This is a genomic window from Selenomonas sp. AB3002, from assembly GCF_000702545.1.
Lineage (GTDB): Bacteria > Bacillota > Negativicutes > Selenomonadales > Selenomonadaceae > Selenomonas_B > Selenomonas_B ruminantium_A.
Map to the genome: position 1 here is coordinate 1,354,447 of NZ_JNIO01000008.1, position 18,529 is coordinate 1,372,975.

General features: G+C 53.4%; 18 protein-coding genes and 1 tRNA gene. 3 read left to right on the plus strand and 16 right to left on the minus strand.

Going from position 1 to position 18,529, the window contains the following annotated elements:
• Nucleotides 1-15 precede the first annotated feature (15 nt).
• The 10 genes from rpoE to P159_RS0114505 form a co-directional block, all read right to left on the minus strand.
• Nucleotides 16-351: a DNA-directed RNA polymerase subunit delta gene (gene rpoE, locus P159_RS0114460; protein WP_029545137.1), complete on the minus strand. Its 336-nt coding sequence runs from the start codon at nt 349-351 to the stop codon at nt 16-18.
• A 59-nt stretch (nt 352-410) separates the two neighbouring features.
• Entirely contained in the window at nt 411-2,075 is a 1,665-nt protein-coding gene (gene argS / locus P159_RS0114465) for an arginine--tRNA ligase (RefSeq protein WP_029545139.1), read from the minus strand.
• A 40-nt stretch (nt 2,076-2,115) separates the two neighbouring features.
• Nucleotides 2,116-2,547 carry a DUF1934 domain-containing protein gene (locus P159_RS0114470; protein ID WP_029545141.1) on the minus strand — a complete coding sequence of 144 codons (432 nt, stop codon included), beginning with the start codon at nt 2,545-2,547 and terminating at the stop codon, nt 2,116-2,118.
• Nucleotides 2,548-2,842: 295 nt separating this feature from the next.
• A complete protein-coding gene (locus P159_RS0114475; RefSeq protein ID WP_029545143.1) occupies nt 2,843-3,280 on the minus strand; it encodes a DUF4869 domain-containing protein in 438 nt (145 codons plus the stop codon).
• Nucleotides 3,281-4,258, minus strand: a complete 978-nt coding sequence (locus P159_RS0114480) for a hypothetical protein (protein WP_029545145.1) — start codon at nt 4,256-4,258, stop codon at nt 3,281-3,283.
• A gap of 135 nt (nt 4,259-4,393) precedes the next feature.
• Entirely contained in the window at nt 4,394-4,819 is a 426-nt protein-coding gene (locus P159_RS0114485; RefSeq protein ID WP_029545147.1) for an ACT domain-containing protein, read from the minus strand.
• 14 nt (nt 4,820-4,833) lie between these two features.
• Nucleotides 4,834-6,135, minus strand: a complete 1,302-nt coding sequence (locus tag P159_RS0114490; protein WP_029545149.1) for a phenylacetate--CoA ligase — start codon at nt 6,133-6,135, stop codon at nt 4,834-4,836.
• A 38-nt stretch (nt 6,136-6,173) separates the two neighbouring features.
• The gene (locus tag P159_RS0114495; protein ID WP_029545151.1) at nt 6,174-6,752 is read right to left on the minus strand and encodes an indolepyruvate oxidoreductase subunit beta; all 579 of its coding nucleotides are present in this window, start codon (nt 6,750-6,752) and stop codon (nt 6,174-6,176) included.
• A 12-nt stretch (nt 6,753-6,764) separates the two neighbouring features.
• Nucleotides 6,765-8,501, minus strand: a complete 1,737-nt coding sequence (gene iorA / locus P159_RS0114500) for an indolepyruvate ferredoxin oxidoreductase subunit alpha (protein ID WP_037377067.1) — start codon at nt 8,499-8,501, stop codon at nt 6,765-6,767.
• A gap of 2 nt (nt 8,502-8,503) precedes the next feature.
• The gene (locus P159_RS0114505) at nt 8,504-10,150 is read right to left on the minus strand and encodes a class I adenylate-forming enzyme family protein (RefSeq protein WP_029545154.1); all 1,647 of its coding nucleotides are present in this window, start codon (nt 10,148-10,150) and stop codon (nt 8,504-8,506) included.
• Nucleotides 10,151-10,395: 245 nt separating this feature from the next.
• Between P159_RS0114505 and lgt the strand changes: the two genes are divergently transcribed.
• From lgt to P159_RS0114520, 3 genes are all read left to right on the plus strand, one after another.
• The gene (gene lgt / locus P159_RS0114510; RefSeq protein ID WP_029545156.1) at nt 10,396-11,241 is read left to right on the plus strand and encodes a prolipoprotein diacylglyceryl transferase; all 846 of its coding nucleotides are present in this window, start codon (nt 10,396-10,398) and stop codon (nt 11,239-11,241) included.
• A gap of 65 nt (nt 11,242-11,306) precedes the next feature.
• Complete coding sequence (locus P159_RS0114515) at nt 11,307-11,765, plus strand: S-adenosylmethionine decarboxylase (RefSeq protein ID WP_029545158.1); 459 nt, start codon at nt 11,307-11,309, stop codon at nt 11,763-11,765.
• A gap of 92 nt (nt 11,766-11,857) precedes the next feature.
• Nucleotides 11,858-12,901 (plus strand): hemolysin family protein, encoded by a 1,044-nt coding sequence (locus P159_RS0114520; RefSeq protein WP_318253597.1) that lies wholly within the window; start codon nt 11,858-11,860, stop codon nt 12,899-12,901.
• Between the two features lie 96 nt (nt 12,902-12,997).
• On the opposite strand, the gene P159_RS0114525 is transcribed toward P159_RS0114520, so the two are convergent.
• The 6 genes from P159_RS0114525 to P159_RS0114555 all read right to left on the minus strand — a co-directional run bounded on the left by P159_RS0114525 (nt 12,998) and on the right by P159_RS0114555 (nt 18,528).
• Nucleotides 12,998-13,468 carry a hypothetical protein gene (locus P159_RS0114525; RefSeq protein WP_185753761.1) on the minus strand — a complete coding sequence of 157 codons (471 nt, stop codon included), beginning with the start codon at nt 13,466-13,468 and terminating at the stop codon, nt 12,998-13,000.
• Nucleotides 13,469-13,559: 91 nt separating this feature from the next.
• The gene (locus P159_RS0114530; RefSeq protein ID WP_051650389.1) at nt 13,560-14,921 is read right to left on the minus strand and encodes an ATP-binding protein; all 1,362 of its coding nucleotides are present in this window, start codon (nt 14,919-14,921) and stop codon (nt 13,560-13,562) included.
• The gene (locus tag P159_RS0114535) at nt 14,921-15,598 is read right to left on the minus strand and encodes a response regulator transcription factor (protein ID WP_029545166.1); all 678 of its coding nucleotides are present in this window, start codon (nt 15,596-15,598) and stop codon (nt 14,921-14,923) included. Before P159_RS0114535 ends, P159_RS0114530 begins: the two co-directional genes overlap by 1 nt.
• A 217-nt stretch (nt 15,599-15,815) precedes the next feature.
• On the minus strand, nt 15,816-17,321 hold the full coding sequence (locus P159_RS0114540) for an IMP dehydrogenase (protein ID WP_029545168.1): 1,506 nt from the start codon (nt 17,319-17,321) through the stop codon (nt 15,816-15,818).
• Nucleotides 17,322-17,829: 508 nt separating this feature from the next.
• A tRNA-Pro gene (locus tag P159_RS0114550) sits at nt 17,830-17,906 on the minus strand.
• A gap of 154 nt (nt 17,907-18,060) precedes the next feature.
• Complete coding sequence (locus tag P159_RS0114555; protein WP_029545172.1) at nt 18,061-18,528, minus strand: chemotaxis protein CheX; 468 nt, start codon at nt 18,526-18,528, stop codon at nt 18,061-18,063.
• Nucleotide 18,529 lies beyond the last annotated feature (1 nt).

Below are 18,529 nucleotides of genomic sequence, written 5' to 3' on the forward strand. Positions count from 1 at the left end.
GAAAGGGACCTTCCCTTATTCCTGGATGCTCTCCAGCTTCTTCTTGCGGGCACTGCTGGCCTTGGCTGCTGCCTTGGAGCTGCTGCCGGCAGAAGAGGAGCTGCGCACATGGCGCTTCACCTCGGGGGGATTCCACTCGGTGAGCCCCCACTGGCCGTCACCCTCGTACTGGAAGCGGCTGTCCATGTTGATGAGAGTATAGACCTCGGAAATGGCTGCTGACAAGGACTGTACAGGCTTGCGCTTCTTGTCGATGACATCCATCACCAAATCCTTATAATACATGGTCTGGCCGGCCTGGGTGAGGACGTGGTAAGCTACGTCCACTTCGGAACTGTTGACAAAATCCATCTAAAAAATCCTCCTAAAGTGATTTACGGTAATTCACTATGATTTACAATATCTTTATCTTACATGTGCTCCGGTGCAGAAACGCCCAGGAGCCCAAGGGAATGCTTGATGACATGGGCCGTCACCGTCACCAGGGCCAGACGAGCCTCGGCCAGAGGTGCGTCTACACCTACGATGCGGCACTTGTTGTAGAAGCTGTGGAAGAGGGCTGCCAGATCATAGCTGTAGCGGGCGATGCGCTGGGGAGCGTAGTCAGCCGCCGCCTTCTCGATTTCCTCGGGATAGGACTCAATCTTCTTGATGAGGTCAATCTCGCTCTCATCCGTGAGCAGCTCAAGGTTCACGCTGTCCGTGAGCTTCAGCCCCGTCTCCTCTGCCTGGCGGAAGATGCTGCAGATGCGGGCATGGGCGTACTGGATGTAGTACACAGGGTTGTCATTGGACTTCTTCTTGGCCAGATCCAGGTCGAAATCCAGCTGGCTGTCCAGGGAACGCATGAGGAAGAAGTAACGAGCAGCATCGGTGCCCACTTCCTCCATGAGCTCGCTTAAGGTCACGCTCTGGCCCGTACGCTTGCTCATCTTCACCAGCTCGCCGCCCCGGTAAAGGGCTACCATCTGCAGCAGCAGCACCGTGAGCTTCTCAGAGTCATGGCCCAAAGCATCCATGGCAGCCTTCACGCGGCACACATAGCCATGGTGGTCAGCGCCCCAGATATTGATGAGACGGTCAAAACCACGCTCATACTTGTCATGATGGTAGGCGATATCTGCAGCCAGATAGGTGGGCACACCGTTGTCGCGGATGACCACCCGGTCCTTGTCATCGCCGTAAGCGGTAGACTTCAGCCACAGCGCCCCATCCTTCTCGTAGATGTTGCCGTTGTCCTGCAGGATCTTCACCGCAGCCTTCACAGCCTCCGGATGCAGGGTGCGCTCGCTGAACCACTTGTCGAAGGTCACCTGGAAAGCCTCCAGATCTTCCTTCAGGGCTGCCAGCTTCTCCAGATAAGCCAGATCCTTGAAGATATTGAGGCGCTCTGCCTCCTCCATCTTCAGATACTTGTCCCCGTCCTTCTTGATGATGCGCTGGGCAGTGTCGATGATATCCGCGCCATGGTAACCATTTTCGGGGAATTCCACCGCTACACCGAAGTGCTCCAGATAGCGGGCATTGACGGAGAGGGCCAGATTGTCCATCTGATTGCCTGCGTCATTGATATAATACTCGCTTTCCACGGGATATCCTGCTGCCCGAAGAATATTTACAAGGGCGGAGCCTGCGGCAGCCCCGCGGCCATGGCCCACATGCAGGGGGCCGGTGGGGTTGGCGCTGACGTACTCCACCTGGATCTTGGGTGCATCTTTGCCGGGCAGCTGGCCAAAAGCCTCCCCTGCCGCAAGAATCCTGGCGAAATCATCATAGAGCACATTGCCCTTGAGATAGACGTTCAGGAAGCCCGGCCCTGCAATCTGGGTGTGGTCCAGCCAGCTGTGGCCGCCCTTTTCCAGACGCTCAGCAATGGCCTCGGCAATCTGCCGGGGAGCCTTGCGGAACACTTTGGCGGACTGCATGGCAATGTTGGTGGCAAAATCGCCGTACTCCTTCTGGGGGGGCACCTCCAGATTGATTTCCGGCAGCTGCCCTTCCGGCAGGGCGCCATCAGCAATGGCCTGCTGGGCAGCCTTTCTGATAGCTTCACACAAGAGATCCTTGATTTCCAAAATAAATCCCCCTAATAAACTTCATTATATAAGGTTAATATCAATCAATTTCCGCAACCTCGATGAAGAGGCTGTTTTGGCTTTGGTGGACGCCTTCCACCGCCAGGCTGTACTCCACCGTGAGCGATTTTACCTCAGAGGCAAGATCCATGCCCAAAAATTCCGTGCGCACCGCCAGATTCAGGATTCCTATAGGCGTGCGGTAGGGACTGCGGCTTTCCCTGCGGGGCATGAACTCCATGGTCTGCTCCACGGCACCGTGCCGCAGGAGAGTGAGCTTTTCCTCGTCGAACTTCAAGGTGGTGGAAACCTTACCTGCCTCGGACAGCCCCTCTTCCTCATAGAGGACATAGTGCTTGCCCCCCCGGAAAATATAGCGTCCCCTGGCTTCCGTCCTGATGGTGTTTTCCTCCCCATCGGGAGTTTTCTGCACCCCTTTGACCCTCACCAGCACCGGGCTCATTTCCTTCATTAAAGGCCCCCTCTCCTGCAAACAATACTGTTCCCTATTATAACGCCGTTGTTCCAGTTTTGTCAAAGACAAAACTTCCTATTGGCGTTTCAACGAGGCGGTAGATATATTCACTACTGTTTGTTATGATATTCGCACTACCAACTGCAAAGATGCGGTACATTTTGTCCCTCGTTATAGCCTATCTCAACCTGCTTGCCAATAAAAATTTTACACCTATATATTTTATTTATAGAAAAATTCTAACAATTAATTTTATAAGGAATAGCTCGCCCTCTCGGCGAGCTATTTTGCACTATACATATTTGATTGCAATGGGCAGCAATTCCTTCATGGACCGAGCCGTCTTGCCTGTATTCATAACATAGACTTCAAAAGGTTCCTCTCCGAAATTCATGATATTGCGCAGGTTCACTGTCCTGTCTTCCTGCTCTGTCATCTTCAGCAGCCACTTGGCACAGTTATTGCCGCAGGTAGAAACATTGAACACCCTTTCCGGCATGAATTTCACCAACATCAGCGTCTTCACCCCGCCAGAAAGCCTCTCAGGTGCAATCTTGCCCAGCACAGGACTGTCTATCACCCCGGTGCCCAGCACTTCTGACTTGTCTACATCGGCTATCATCTGCTTGGAAAAATCATCCACTATCCAATCATCATCATAGCTGTTCTTGAAAAACATCGCCGTATTGAATACTGCTCCCGGCATATCACCATAGAATATCCTCAGCATCTATCCCACCCCCAGTATGTTCAGCAGAGGCTTCATCTGCACAAAAATCTTTGCCGTACTCCCCTCATGCAGATAAACGGGTGCCAGTTTCCTTTTGCTGTACTGATACAATGTCCCTATGGTACTGTCCTTAAGCACCTCTGTGAAGAATTGCTCCCAGCTGAAAAATTTTTCGCTATCCACATAATCATACGGCCTGGCCAACATTTCTGAAAGGCCCTCCCTTTCCACAAGGCCTGACTGCAAAATAAGCCATTCAAATGATTCCGGCAGATAAAGGTACACATCATCCCTTGCCTTCATCAGTTCTGTCACCCGCTCCATCTCAGGCCCAAAAGCGGCTCCATCAGCAATGACTACCACAGCCTCAGATGAGTTCAATATTGCCTCAGCAATATTTGATTTCCCCTTAGCAGATACGCAGGTCTTAATCTTATCCTTGAATACTTCACTGAAAAACTGATAGCCTGAATTAGAATCCTCGGTGATTATCTTGCTTGCCCTTACATCTCCATCGCTGTAAGGGATATTTTCATACAAGCGGTAGAATTCATGATAAGTCTTCTTCAAGGTACCATATTTGCCAGAATTTCTTATGCCATAAATTTCATCTACACTATAGGGTATATTTTCCAAGCGCTCCCGGGTAACTATTACATAGTAGTTGGTGGATTGCCGTATCATTTCGGCAAACTCTTTTGACAAGACAAACGGATGACCTTCATCTACAAAAACGATGCTTTTTTCCAACTCACCAATGTCACGCTGCCAATTACGGCTTGTCAGGACTACACACTTCCTGTCACAGCTGACAGTGACACCACTGTCGATGCCATTCTCATTGTAGTCACTGATCATGTCAACCAGCGTGGTCTTCCCCGTAGCGCTCTGCCCCCGAATAACCGTTATATTCCGCTTCACGGTGAATTTATACTGAAGCCGTCTGCTATTTATGACGATATCATAACTTCCACGCAAAATATCACCCCGCTCAGGAAAAAATCTCAAAACTCACAATAAGTTTAGCATATATGCCTATCTAAGGACAACAGCCCTACCCGGAAATCAATCCGAATAGGGCTGTCTTTTTATCCACAGTAAAAGCTGCCACACTCACACAGCCGACATTTCCTCTGCCGACAGGGGGATGCCTCCGGCTTTGCGGAGGGCGGCTTCGGCATTCTTGGTATCGTTCACCCGGAAGATCATGTAGGCGTTCTTCTTGCCGGCGAAAGCGTACATGTACTCTATATTGATTTTGGCTACCTCAAATTTGGCCAGCAGGGCATCAAGGCCGCCGGCTTCATCGGAAATGGCAAAGACCAGCACTGAGTTTAGCCTGGTGATGAAACCTGCATTCTCCAGTACATTGGTGGCTTCAAAAACATCGTCCACCAGCATGCGCACAATGCCAAAATCCTTGGTATCCGCCAGGGACAGGGCGCGGATGTTGATCTTGTTCTCCGCCAGGACGGCAGTCATGTTTTTCAGCGTTCCCGGCCGGTTCTCCAAAAATACGGAAATCTGCTTCACACTCATAGCTTGGCACCTCCTCAGATCTTGCGCTTGTCTATGACCCGGACAGCCTTGCCGCTGCTCCGCTCTATGCTCTTGGGCGCTACCAGGGAAACCTTGGCACGGATGCCCAGGATGTTCTTGATGCCTTCTGCCAGTTCTTTGCGGTGCTCATCGATCTCGCCCACATTGTCAGTGAACATCTGAGGCGTCATTTCCACCTTCACCTCCATGGTGTCGGTGTTGTTCACCCTGTCTACCACAATCTGATAATTGGCTGCGTAGCCGTGATTTAAGAGCACTGTCTCAATCTGGCTGGGGAACACGTTGACCCCGCGGATGATGAGCATATCATCGCTGCGGCCCATGGGCTTGGACATGCGCACATGAGTGCGGCCGCAGCTGCACTTTTCTCTGGTCAGCACGCAGATATCTCTGGTGCGGTAGCGCAGGATGGGGAAAGCCTCCTTGTCCAGGGCGGTGAGCACCAGTTCCCCCTGGCTGCCCTCCGGCAGCACCTCCCCGGTCTCCGGGTCGATGATCTCTGCATAGAAGTGGTCTTCGTTGATGTGCATGCCCTGCTGGGCCGAGCAGCCAAAAGCCACCCCGGGACCGGAAAGTTCCGTCAGGCCGTAAATATCATAAGCCTTGATGCCCAAGGTCTTTTCAATATCCTGCCGCATTTCCTCTGACCAGGCCTCTGCCCCGAAAATGCCGATCTTCAAAGGAATCTCCTCAGGGCTGTAGCCCATTTCCTTCATGGTCTCGGCCAGATAAGCAGCATAGCTGGGAGTGCAGCAGAGGATCGTAGCCTTCAGGTCCATGATGAACATGATCTGCCGCTCCGTGTTGCCGGAGCTGGCAGGCACTGTGAGGCAGCCCAGTTTGTGGGAGCCGCCGTCTATGCCAGCGCCGCCGGTGAACAGGCCGTAGCCATAGGCAATGTGGCACACATCTTCATCGGTCCCCCCTGCCGCAGCGATGGCCCTGGCTGTGCAGTCATTCCACATATCTATATCCGCCTGGGTATAAAAGGCCACCACCCGCTTACCCGTGGTGCCAGAGGTGGAATGGATGCGCACACAGTCCTTCAGGGGCACAGCCAAGAGGCCATAGGGATAGGAGTCACGCAGGTCGTATTTGGATATGAAGGGCAGCTTGCTGATATCGGCCAAAGAGGTAATATCTTCCGGCCGCACGCCCTTTTCCTCCATCTTCTGTCGGTAGTAAGGCACATGCTCCCAGGCATGGCGCACCTGCTTCTGCAGCTTTTCCTCCTGCCAGGCCCTGATTTTTTCCGGCGGGGCACATTCTATTTCTGGTTGAAAATATTTCTCCATAAAATACCTCTTTTCGTGATGAATCTAACAACTAAAAATCAGTCCTGATAATTTCTCCCCAGGGCAAAGGCCTTCTGATTGAGTTCCAGGAATTTAGGCGGCACGCTGTCAGCCAGAACCTGCTGCCACACCTCTTCGCTGATGTCAAAATAATGGGAGAGCCTGCCCAAAAGCACGATATTCACCGCTTTTTGAGAGCCTGCTTCCCTGGCCAGGGTCAGGCAGTCCATGGCGTCTATGCTGATGCCCTTGGCCTTGATCTTTTCCACCAGCTTCTCGGGATAAGCCGCCGCCCCCGTAATGACGGGCATTGGGTCTATCTGCTGGGTATTGGTGACTATCTGGCCCCCGGGCTTAAGGCATCTGAGCCAGCGGGCCGTCTCAAGGATCTCAAAAGAGACAATGAAATCCGCCTCCCCTTCGTCCACCACAGGGGAATACACCCGGTCGCCAAAGCGCACATAGGTGATGACGCTGCCTCCCCGCTGGGACATGCCGTGAACCTCCGAAACCTTCACATCATAGCCCTGCCGCAGCAGCAGTTCGCCCAGAATCTTGCTGGCCAATAAAGAGCCTTGCCCGCCTACGCCGATGATGATTATATTTTTTGTTTCCATAGTGCCGCCTCCTCAATTTTTCATCATGCTGGCAAAGGCCTGCTTGGGACAAAGCTGCTGGCACAGGCCGCAGCCCACACAAAGGGTAGTGTCCACCTGGGCCTTGCCCTCCTTGATGGAAATGGCGGGACAACCGATGCGCATGCAGGCTTTGCAGCCGATGCACTTCTCCCTGTCTACGAAGAGAGGCGCCTTATGCTGAACGTTTTTCAGCAGGGCGCAGGGACGGCGGGAAATGATCACCGAAGCCTCCGGGGCAGCCAGTTCTTCCGTGATGGCCGCTTCCGTAGCCTTGAGGTCGTAGGGATCTGTTACCCTTACCCTGGCAAAGCCCATGGCCCGGCAAAGAGCCTCAAGATCTATCCTGCCGGCCGGTTCCCCCTTGATGTTCAGCCCCGTGGCAGGATTCTGCTGATGGCCCGTCATGCCTGTGATGGAATTGTCCAGGATGATGATGGTGGAGGGTGACTGGTTGTAGGCCACATTGGCCAGGCCTGTCATGCCGGAGTGGATAAAGGTGGAATCCCCGATAACCGCCACAGTCTTGCCGCTGCTTTCCGCCCCCCGCATCTTGTTGAAGCCATGGGTGGCACTGATGGAAGCCCCCATGCAGAGGGTCATATCCATGGCCGCCAGAGGCGGCACCGCCCCCAGTGTATAGCAGCCGATATCCCCCAACACCGTGCATTTCTTCTTCTGCAGCGTGTAGAACAGGCCGCGATGAGGGCAGCCGGCACACATGACAGGAGGACGGGAAGGAATGGCTTCCTCCAGGCTCGCTCCTGCCGTAACCTCGCGGCCAAAAGCCTTGGCCACCAGATTCTGGGAAAACTCGTCAATGCCAGGCAAAATATCCCGCCCGGATACCGCAAGGCCCAGGCTGCGCACATACTGCTCGATGATGTCGTCCAGTTCCTCCACCACCACCAGCTTTTCCACCTTGGCAGCAAAGTCCCGGATCTTCTGCTCCGGCAGGGGATTCACCAGCCCAAGCTTCAGGACGCTGACGCTGTCCCCGAAGACCTCCTTAACATATTGGTAGGAGGTGGATGAGGTGATGATGCCCAGTTCCGTGCCTCCCATTTCCACCCGGTTCAGCTCCGTAGTTTCCGCATACTCTCTGAGAGCCCGGGTGCGGGCTTCCACAATGGGATGCCGCTTCTTGGCATTCCCCGGCATCATGACGTACTTGGCAATATTTTTCTCATAGGGCTTGTCGTATTCGCTGCGCTCCCCCGTTTCCACCACGGACTGGGAGTGGGCCACCCGGGTGCACATCTTGATGAGCACCGGGGTGTCGAATTTCTCCGAAAGCTCATAGGCTGTCTTGGTGAAGGCCAGGGCCTCTGCCGAATCGGCAGGTTCCAGCATGGGCACCTTGGCAGCTATGGCATAGTGACGGCTGTCCTGCTCATTCTGTGAGGAGTGCATGCCTGCATCATCTGCCACCACGATGACCATGCCAGCATTCACGCCAGTATAGGACATAGTAAAGAGGGGGTCGGCAGCCACATTCAGTCCCACGTGCTTCTGGGCGCAGAAGGAACGCTTTCCCGCCAGGGATGCTCCGAAGGCCGACTCCATAGCCACCTTTTCATTGGGCGCCCATTCGCAGTAAATTTCCTCGTATTTCACAGCTTCTTCCGTAATCTCCGTGCTGGGGGTGCCCGGATAGCTGGACACGAAGCAGACACCTGCCTCATACAGCCCCCTGGCTATGGCTTTGTTTCCTAGCATCAATGTTTTCATGCTCATTCTTCCTCGCTCTCCACTTGCCTCTCTACCAGATTATCTGCGCCATACAGCTTGCGCAGTTTCGGCTTTTCGATTTTACCCGTGGCATTCCGGGGAACCGCATCAAAGATGATTTTCTTGGGGCGCTTGTACCTGGGCAGTTCCAGGCAGAACTCCTGGATTTCCTCCTCTGTGCAGGCCTCCCCTTCCTTCACCTGGATGATGGCTGCCGTGATCTCTCCCAGACGCTTGTCCGGCATGCCGATGACCGCCACATCCTTGATTTTCTCATGCTTGTGCAGGAAGTCTTCAATCTGGACGGGGTAGATATTCTCACCGCCGCTGACAATGACATCCTTCTTGCGATCCACCAGGAAATAAAAACCATCCTCGTCCTGCATGGCCATGTCACCGGTAAAGAGCCACCCCTCCCGCAGGACTTCGGCGGTGGCCTGGGGATTGTTGTAATAGCAGGTCATGACCCCGGGACCTTTCACGCACAGCTCCCCCACTTCGCCCTGGGGCACCTCCCGGCCTGCCTCATCCACAATCCTGCAGGCCCAGCGGTAGCCCGGCACGCCGATGGCGCCCACCTTGTGGATGTTTTCCATGCCCAGATGCACACAGCCCGGTCCCGTGGACTCCGACAGGCCGTAATTTGTATCATAGTCATGATGGGGAAAGTATTTTTTCCAATGACGGATGAGGCTCGAGGGCACAGGCTGGGCCCCGATGTGCATCAGCCGCCACTGGGCCAGCTCATAGTCCTCCAGCTTCAGCTCTCCCCTGTCCAGTGCCCCCAGGATATCCTGCGCCCAGGGCACCAGCAGCCAGACAATGGTGCAGTGCTCCTGGGAAACGGCCTGCAGGATGATTTCCGGCTTGGTACCCTTCAGGAGCACCGCCCTGCCCCCTGTCACCAGGCTGCCCATCCAGTGGAATTTCGCCCCCGTATGGTAAAGGGGAGGAATGCAAAGGAAAACATCCTCGTGGGTGGTGGCATGATGCTTCTGCTCCATCTGGGCGGCCTGGGTCAGGCTCAGATGCTTGTGCAGGATGGCCTTGGGAAAGCCCGTGGTGCCCGAGGAAAAATAGATGGCACCGAAGTCATCATCCGTAATGGGCGGCACATTGGGCCTGGTACTGGGACAATCCGCCACCATCAGATGGTAGCTTTCCGCAAAGGGAGGACAGCCATCCCCCACATAGATGAGCAGCCGCCCCTTGGACAGTCTTTCCGCATTTGTCTCGATACGGCCAATGAAGCTGGGGCCGAAGATGATCACGCTTACTTCGGCCAGTTCCGCGCAGTAGAGAATCTCTTTCGCATCGTAGCGGAAATTGAAGGGCACGGCAATGGCCCCCGTCTTCAGGATGCCAAAGTAAATGGGCAGCCACTCCAGGCAGTTGTACATGAGGATGGCCACCTTGTCCCCCTTGCGGACGCCTCGCTGCAACAGCAGATTGGCACAGCGGTTGGCCTTTTCCTCAAACACGCTCCAGGTGATTTCCCGCCTATAGGGAGCAAAGCGGTCTGATTCAATAAGGCTGTATTCCTTCCAGCTCATGCGCCGGTTGTCCGGCTCTGTGGGATTGAGTTCCACCAGCGCAACTTCATCCCCATAAAGCTCTGCATTGCGCTCCAGATATTCCATCACAGGCATATTCCCAACGTCCCCTTCCCATTTTCACGGTGTTTCGAACACCCATGTTACAAGTATACAATCAACATCAGCAAACATACAAGTTTTTATTTTCGACATAAATACAATTTATTCCTGCTCCTAATTTTTGCCTTCGCTTTCAATATGACTCAAAGCCTCCTTGATGCGCCGATAAGTACATTTTGTCTGTCGACAAAATTTGGACAATGGCGTTATAATGTAAACTATCCTAAGGAGGACTGTATATGCACCAATATTTATTCTATATAGGAAACTTTCCCATCCGCAGCTATGGACTTGTCATTTCCCTCTCCATCATCCTAGCTACGGGAGTAGGCTATTTTCTGGCTAAAAAAGAAAACAAAGGTTATGAGAAGCACATCGTGGACCTTGGCATCTATTGCGGCATTGCGGGACTGATTGGCGCCCGGCTCTGGGATGTATTCTTCTTTGACTGGGATTACTATTCCCACCATCTGACGGAACTCTTTGCTGTCTGGCAAGGGGGCATGGCCATACAGGGCGGAGTGCTGCTGGGGGTGCTGACAGGTGTTTATTATTGCAGGAAGCATAAACTGGACACCCTGGCACTGATGGATATCCTGGCTCCTGCCATCATCCTGGGGCAGGCTCTGGGGCGCTGCGCCAACCTGCTGAATGGCGATGCCTTCGGCGCCCCCACCGGCAGCAGCTTCGGAATTGTCTATCCTAACACCACCCTTGCCCACCGCACCTATGGCAATCAGCCTCTCTGGCCTGCAGAGGTCTGGGAAGGACAGCTGGACATGGTCATCTTCGCCCTGTTGCTGATGTTCCGCAGCCACAAGCACGCCAAAGGCCAGTGCTTTGCCCTCTACGTCTTCCTCTACAGCCTGGCCCGCTTCTGCCTGGAATTCCTGCGGGGAGATTATACGGAAAAAGTCTTCGGACTGCTCACCAGTGCCCAGACCACCAGTTCCATCCTCATGGCCCTGTCTGCAGCCGCCTTTATCCTGGCAGGCATTTACGAAAAACACCAGCAGCCAAAGCCCGGGCTTTCACCTATAATCGCAGCCACCAGCAGGAAAAAGAAGGATTCCGGGACTGATTGACGAAATAGACCATTATCATTTATAATTTACTTTATGACTACATACTAACAAGGAGGGTTTGGTTCGTGAAACTTAATGCAAGGCACCTGACGGTGGATTTGTATAACTGCAAGAACAGTCAGCTTACCGACATAGATCTCATCAAGAAGACCCTGAAGAGCAGCCTTTCCCAAAATGGTGCCAGCCTCATCGGCCTGTGCTGTGAGCAGGTAGAGGATGACCATCATGCCCTGATGGGTATTCTGGAGGAAGGCCACATCTCCCTGCAGGTTTACAGCGATCTGAAATATGTGGCCATGGACATCTTCCTCTGCAAGGAAGATGCCCAGCCTGAAGCAATCTCCAAAGCCATGCGTTCCTTCTTCAAGCCGGACAAGACCAAGACCACCCTCCTGAAGCGTGGGGATTTCACCACCCTGAAGGAAATCAAGCCCAAGGTGAAGACCCATGTGGCCCCCTTGAGGAAAATCCATAACACCGGTGCCAAGGTCATCAGAATTCTGGCTCACAGGAACAACAAGTAAAATCCCATAGCTAAAAAAACCGCCCTCGGGCGGTTTTTATCTAACTTTTGACTGAAACTGAAGCAATTTCTCACCATTAAGGAGTGTATATCTTGGATAATCCTGACCCTAATAGTTGGCTGAAAATCACCGTCTTACTTTTATCGGTCCTGTTCATCTTTTCCTTTGCCGCCTGCCTCACCCTGACTCTCAAGGGCTTCCTGCCCAAAGCCAGCGAGGACGAAGACGGCGCCCCCCATACCCCCAGGACTTTGAAATGGCTCTCTGCCCTTTCCTCTCCCTGGCTTATCTTCACCTCCGGCCTGGCCAAGCTGCTGCTGCTGCTCACAGGCCATAATCCCCAATCTCAGGAAAGCGTCACTGAAGACGAAGTCAAGGATCTCATTGAGCAGGGCACGGAGGAAGGCACCTTTGAAAAGACAGAGCAGGCCATGGTGGACAATATCTTCCACATGAGCGACCAGACCATCTATGCTCTGATGACCCCCCGCCCCCAAATGCTCTGGCTGGACCTGGCGGATCCCCTGAAGCACAACCTGAGGCTCATAAGGGAAACCGCCCAGACGGTCTTCCCCGTGGGCCGGGACAGCCTTGATGACTTCTGCGGCGTCCTCTATGCCAAAGAGCTCTTGGATGCCAGCCTTTCCCGCAAGTCCCTTGACCTGGCCCAGTACATCCACAAGCCCATCTTCGTGCCCCGTTCCATGGAAACCTTCCGGGTGCTGGAAAAGATGAAGGACAGCGACATACACGAGGCCATGGTGCTGGACGAATACGGCGGCGTGGTGGGCTTCGTGACCCTCACGGACATTCTGGAAGAAATCATAGGCGACACCATCGCCGTAGGTGAACCCACCGCCCCCCAGATTTCCGCCCGCGATGACCATTCCTGGCTGGTGGACGGCCTCTACTCCATTGATGATTTCAAGGAGCGCTTCGAAATCGAAGAGTTGCCCGATGAAGACCACGACCACTACCAGACCATGGGAGGATTTTTGACCTCCTGCTTCGGCTATATACCAAAAGTAGGTGAAAAGAAAGACTGGCAGGGTTATACCTTTGAAGTGCTGAACATGGACAGAGCCAGGATTGACAAGATACTCATCACAGAAAAGCACGTTGCAACCGAAGATTGATTGGCCAAGGCCGCCCGTAAGGGCGGCTTTTCTGCTTTATGCGAAGCCAAAAAAGAAAGACCTCCCAGCCCACGGCTCGGAGGTCTCGCCATTATGTTATTTTATCACCTTGAACCGCTGCAAGCGCAGCTCCCTGTCCTGGATTGCCTGAGCGGAATCTCGATTTTCCCGCTCCACGCTATGGATTGCGGGCATGGGCTTGAGATTACCCCTGCCCTTGGTCTGCCTTTCCTTCTCCAGATAAAGGATCTCCATCATATTAACCTGCTTCAGGTAATCCTTCAAAAAGCCCTGTTTTCGGGCATAGCGGATTTTCCTGGCCAGCACCAGCACAGCTTCATCCTGCAGTTCCAGCAGGCTCTCCCTTTCAAGAATCGACTCGTCTATCTCTTCCTTCAGTCCCAGCTTGCCCAGATAATCTATGAGCTCGCCCCGGAAATAGGCCAGGCGCATACGCTCCTGAAGACGCAGGGCGGCCCTGGTCAGTATGCCATCAAGCCTTTCCTCAAAACCGCCATGCTTCAAGCCAAGCACCTCCATGTCACAAGCGAGACTCACTCTCCCCATCTTGCAAACGCCTCCCCATCGCTCATCTTTGAGCATTTGGGCATATATTCGCATTCTATATCTCTGTTTCCTGCTTAAAGGAATTTTTTTCTCATACTTCCGCCGGCTTTTCTTCCTGACGGGTAAGCCCTGCCCAACCTTTGTTGGTGAGGCGGGCCTTAAGCTCCACTATAAAGGTGGTGCCCTTCCCCAAAGCGCTCTCTATGCGGATATGCCCCTTGTGCAGATTCACTATTTCCTGGGCAATGGCCAAGCCTAAGCCGTTGCCCCCCATCTCACGGGAGCGGGCCTTATCCACCCGATAGAAGCGGTCAAAGACCTTTTCCTGATCCTCGGGAGCAATGCCAATGCCAGTATCGGCCACAGCAAACTTCACCCGTCCCTTTTCTGCTTTGAGAAGAGACACGGTAACCGTTCCTTCCTCCGGAGTATACTTGACGGCATTATCCACCAGAATCAGAATCAGCTGGCGAATCTTCTGCTCATCAGCCTGTATTTCCGTCCTCTCCAGATTGTAGGTGTTGAGGGTGATGTGCTTCTGGTCTGCCAAAGGCTGCATCAGCCGGGAAGTCTGCTCGATCAGTCCCGCCAGGTCAAATTTCTGAGGCTTCAGCTTCAAGGCCTTATTATCACTCCTTGCCACCACCAGCAGGTCGCTGACCAGTTTGGTCATCTTCTTGACCTCATCACGCACATCCTCAATGACCTGCTTGAGGAAAGGGGACTGTATGCTGGGGTCATTCTGCAGGAGCTCAGCCGAAGCCATGACCACCGCCAGGGGGGTCCTGAGCTCATGGGAAGCATCTGCTGCAAACTGACGCTGCTTTTCGTAAGCGGTTTTGAGGGGTATCATGGCACGTCCTGAAAGGATATGACCCACCCCTGCAGCAATCAGCAGGGCCACCACGCCAACGATAGCCAGGGCATAGGTAGACTTTTCCATGCCGTTGTACATGGCAGTGACGTCCTTGCCCACATAAACCCGCTGGCCTGTAGCACCATTCCAGGTGCCCGTGACCTCCTTGGCAGTCATCATGATCTTGCTCTTATGCCCATTTTCCCCTGTCTTGGTAAAGACGGACACCTCTCCTTCCGGCAGGCTCCAGTCCTGCATCACGTCAAGGATAAAGGGCTCAATGCGGAAAGAAGCCCGGGAAAAATTCAGCAGCCGCCCGTCCTCGGCGAAAACATAGAAGAAAAGCCTGTCATTGGTGCTCTTGTACACCACGCTGTCATCTATCACCAGCTCCGGATGCTGGTTGAGGTAATTCTGGGCATCGCTGACATTCTCAACAGTATCAAGAAGCTCCCTGGCCTGCTCAGAGGTGATAGACCACTCCATGGAGCGGTGCATCACAAAGAGAATCACCGCCAGGAAAACAATCATCACCAGGGAATAAAGCATCGTAAGCCGCTGGCGGCTGCGGCCGAAAAGATTCTCGGAAATGGCCATCAGGCACCAGCCTCCAGCTTATAGCCTACACCGCGGACGGTCTTGATGACAGTCTGTCCGTCACCGGTATCAAGTTTCTTTCTGAGGATTTTCATATAGGAATCAATGTTGTTTGAACTGACATCAGATTCCAGCCCCCAGATGCGGTCAAGAATGATATCTCTGGGCACCACAATGCCGATATTCTGGGCCAGCAGGTCAAATATCTGGAATTCCCGGGGAGAAAGCTGGATAACCTGATCCTTTTTCTTCAGGACCTTGGCCGTGCGGTTCAGGGTGAAATCCCCCACCTCCACCACATCCTGCTGGATCTTCTGGGTGCTGCGACGTCCAAGGGCGCGCAGGCGGGCCAGGAGTTCTGCAAACTCGAAAGGCTTCACCAGATAATCATCAGCCCCTGCATCCAGCCCGGTTACCCGGTCCTCCACAGAATCGCGGGCGGTGAGCATGAGGATAGCCCGCTCGTAACCGTCCCGCCTGAGCCGGGCACAGGCGTCCACGCCGTTCTCCCCGGGCATCATCCAATCCAGCACCAGGATATCATAATCGGCATACATGGCGTATTCATAGATATCGCTGCCATTGGTGACCCATTCCACCTGGATATTGTTCTGTTCCAACATGTATTGTATAAGCTTGCCTAAGCGTTTATCATCCTCTGCCAATAGAACCCGCATATCTTATCTGCCTCCTAGAATTTTCGTCTCCGGTGCCAGTCGCAACAAAAAGCAACCAACAGCCTTCTTATCATTATAAACCTTTGACCTGCGCTACGCTTGAAATTCTAATGAAAAAGAGCACCTTGCGGTGCTCTTGAGTTAAAAAGTGAGTGAGGGGCACAAGTGAAGCGCTGCTATGCCTGTGCTCCGAACCCTCAATATGATATTTTTGCTATCAGTCGCGTCCCAGCTGGTCACGCTTAATGACGTCATGGGCGCCGCCCTCCACGATGGAGGTAGCAGACACCAGGGTCAGACGGGCCTTCTCCCGGAATTCGGGCAGGGAGAGGGAACCGCAGTTGCACATGGTGGAACGGATCTTGGCGGTAGTGGTCATGACATTGTCCTTGAGAGTACCAGCATAGGGCACATAGGAATCTACGCCCTCCTCGAAGGAAAGCTTCTTGGCGCCGCCCAAATCATAGCGCTGCCAGTTGCGGGCGCGGTTGGAGCCTTCGCCCCAGTACTCCTTGTAGTAGTTGCCGTTGAGCTTGATCTTGGCCGTGGGGCTCTCGTCAAAGCGGGAGAAGTAGCGGCCCAACATCAGGAAGTCAGCACCCATGGCCAGTGCCAGAGTCATGTGGTAATCGTGGACGATACCGCCGTCAGAGCAGACAGGAATGTAGACGCCAGTCTCCTCGTAGTATTCGTCACGGGCCTTGCAGACATCGATAAGAGCCGTAGCCTGGCCGCGGCCAATGCCCTTAGTCTCGCGGGTGATGCAGATGGAACCGCCGCCGATGCCCACTTTGATGAAGTCTGCGCCAGCCTCAGCCAGGAAGCGGAAACCATCAGCATCCACTACGTTGCCTGCACCCACCTTCACATCCTCACCGAAGTTCTCGTGGATGTACTTAAGGGTGATGCGCTGCCACTCGGAGAAGCCCTCAGAGGAGTCAATGCAGAGCACATCTGCACCAGCCTTCAGCAGGGCCGGCACGCGCTCGGCATAATCACGGGTGTTGATGCCTGCGCCCACAATATAGCGCTTGTCCTTGTCCAACAGCTCGAACTTGTTTTCCTTGCTGTCGGTGTAGTCCTTGCGGAATACCATGTAGCGGAGGCGCTGCTCTTTGTCCACCAGAGGCAGCATATTCAGCTTGTGCTCCCAGATGAGGTCGTTAGCCTGGGAAAGAGTGGTGGTATCAGCATCAGCGCAAATCAGCTTCTCGAAGGGGGTCATGAAGGTACCAGCCTGAGTATCAAGGCTCATGCGGCTGATGCGGTAGTCACGGCTGGTGACAATGCCCAGCAGCTTGCCATTAGAGGTTCCGTCCTCGGTGACGGCCATGGTAGAGTGACGGGTCTTTTCAAGGAGAGCCAGGATTTCGCCCAGGGTGGTGGTGGTCTTGATATTGGAATCAGAGCTTACAAAGCCGGACTTGTAGCTCTTGACCCTTGCCACCATAGCCGCCTCTTCCTCAATGGTCTGGGAACCATAGATGAAGGAAACGCCACCCTCCTTGGCCAGGGCAATGGCCATGGTGTCATTGGACACGGACTGCATGATGGCAGACGTCATGGGGATGTTCATGGAGAGCTTGGGTTCCTCGCCTTTTTTGAACTTCACCAGCGGCGTGCGGAGGGACACATTCGCCGGGATGCACTGCTCAGACGAATAGCCCGGTACCAAAAGATACTCCCCGAACGTATGTGATGGTTCCTTGAAATAGAATGCCAACGTAACCCCTTCTTTCTTTAGACTTGGAAAATATATTTTCAAAAGCTTAACACAGGCACTGCCCCCTGTCAATTCCCGAGGGCAAATTATAGGTTACATGTTTACACTTTCACAAAGAAATAATTACAAATAATGGCAAGCAAAAGGCCATTTTCTGTATTTCCATAAGAAAACCGGCAAGCCTTACGGGTGCGTCCACCTGACCGGCTGCCGGCCTCTTCAATATGCTATTTTCCGTTCTCATATCTGCCATTGGGATCGTTTTACGGGCCCATCGGACGTCCCCCTCCTTTGCGCTCCAGTCTACCAATCCACGGCAAGAGCTCCGCTTCCCTTCGGCTAGCATTACCATTCCCGGGAGGCTGCACCCCTCTTTTTACATATACTACCAGAAATCAGCCAGAATGTCAACAATGTTTAGACTGTTTTGCCTATAAGAAAACCTTCCCTTCTGGGGAAGGCAACAAAAAAGGCTCTGCACTAAGTGCAGAACCTTGACCATTCATAATGGTCGGAGCGGCGGGATTTGAACCCACGGCCTCTTCCACCCCAAGGAAGCGCGCTACCAAACTGCGCTACGCCCCGACGACATGGATTATTATAGCAGTGTACTCCAACAGTGTCAACAGGTAAATTTACTTTTTCTGCACTTTTTTTGAAAAAATTTCTGTTGCCACAGAAAAAGCCCTCCTGCGAAGGCATCAACCCTACTGTGCAGGAAGGCATTTCATGTTTTGCATCAGTTGTTCTGGTCTACAGCAATATCCAGCTCCACAATGTGGCCGCCTAAATCCATTTCCACCGTAAGGTACTGGGCATCGCTGATCTTCACCTGGAAATTCTTGCCAATGGACAGAGATGGCGTGGAGATATCCACCTCAAAGCCCATGCCCGTAAGATTGGTGGCTGCATTGGCCGTGAGCATATTGCTCATTTCTGAGATGGCGCTCTGAGCCATAGCATCGAACTCTGCTACAGGCATGCCCATCATCATAGTGGAGGCGATGTACTTTGCCGTCTCCTCTTCCATATTGTATACTACATTGCCGCGAATCTGCTTGGTAAAGCCCACCACCACGGATACCCCCAGGCCCACGGCATTCTGGTCCCGGACATAGAGCTTGGCCCTTTTGGGCTCAGGGAAGCCAATCTGGGGCATGACGGTGGTAAATGCGTCAACGAAAGGATTAACTAATTTTGCGTCCATA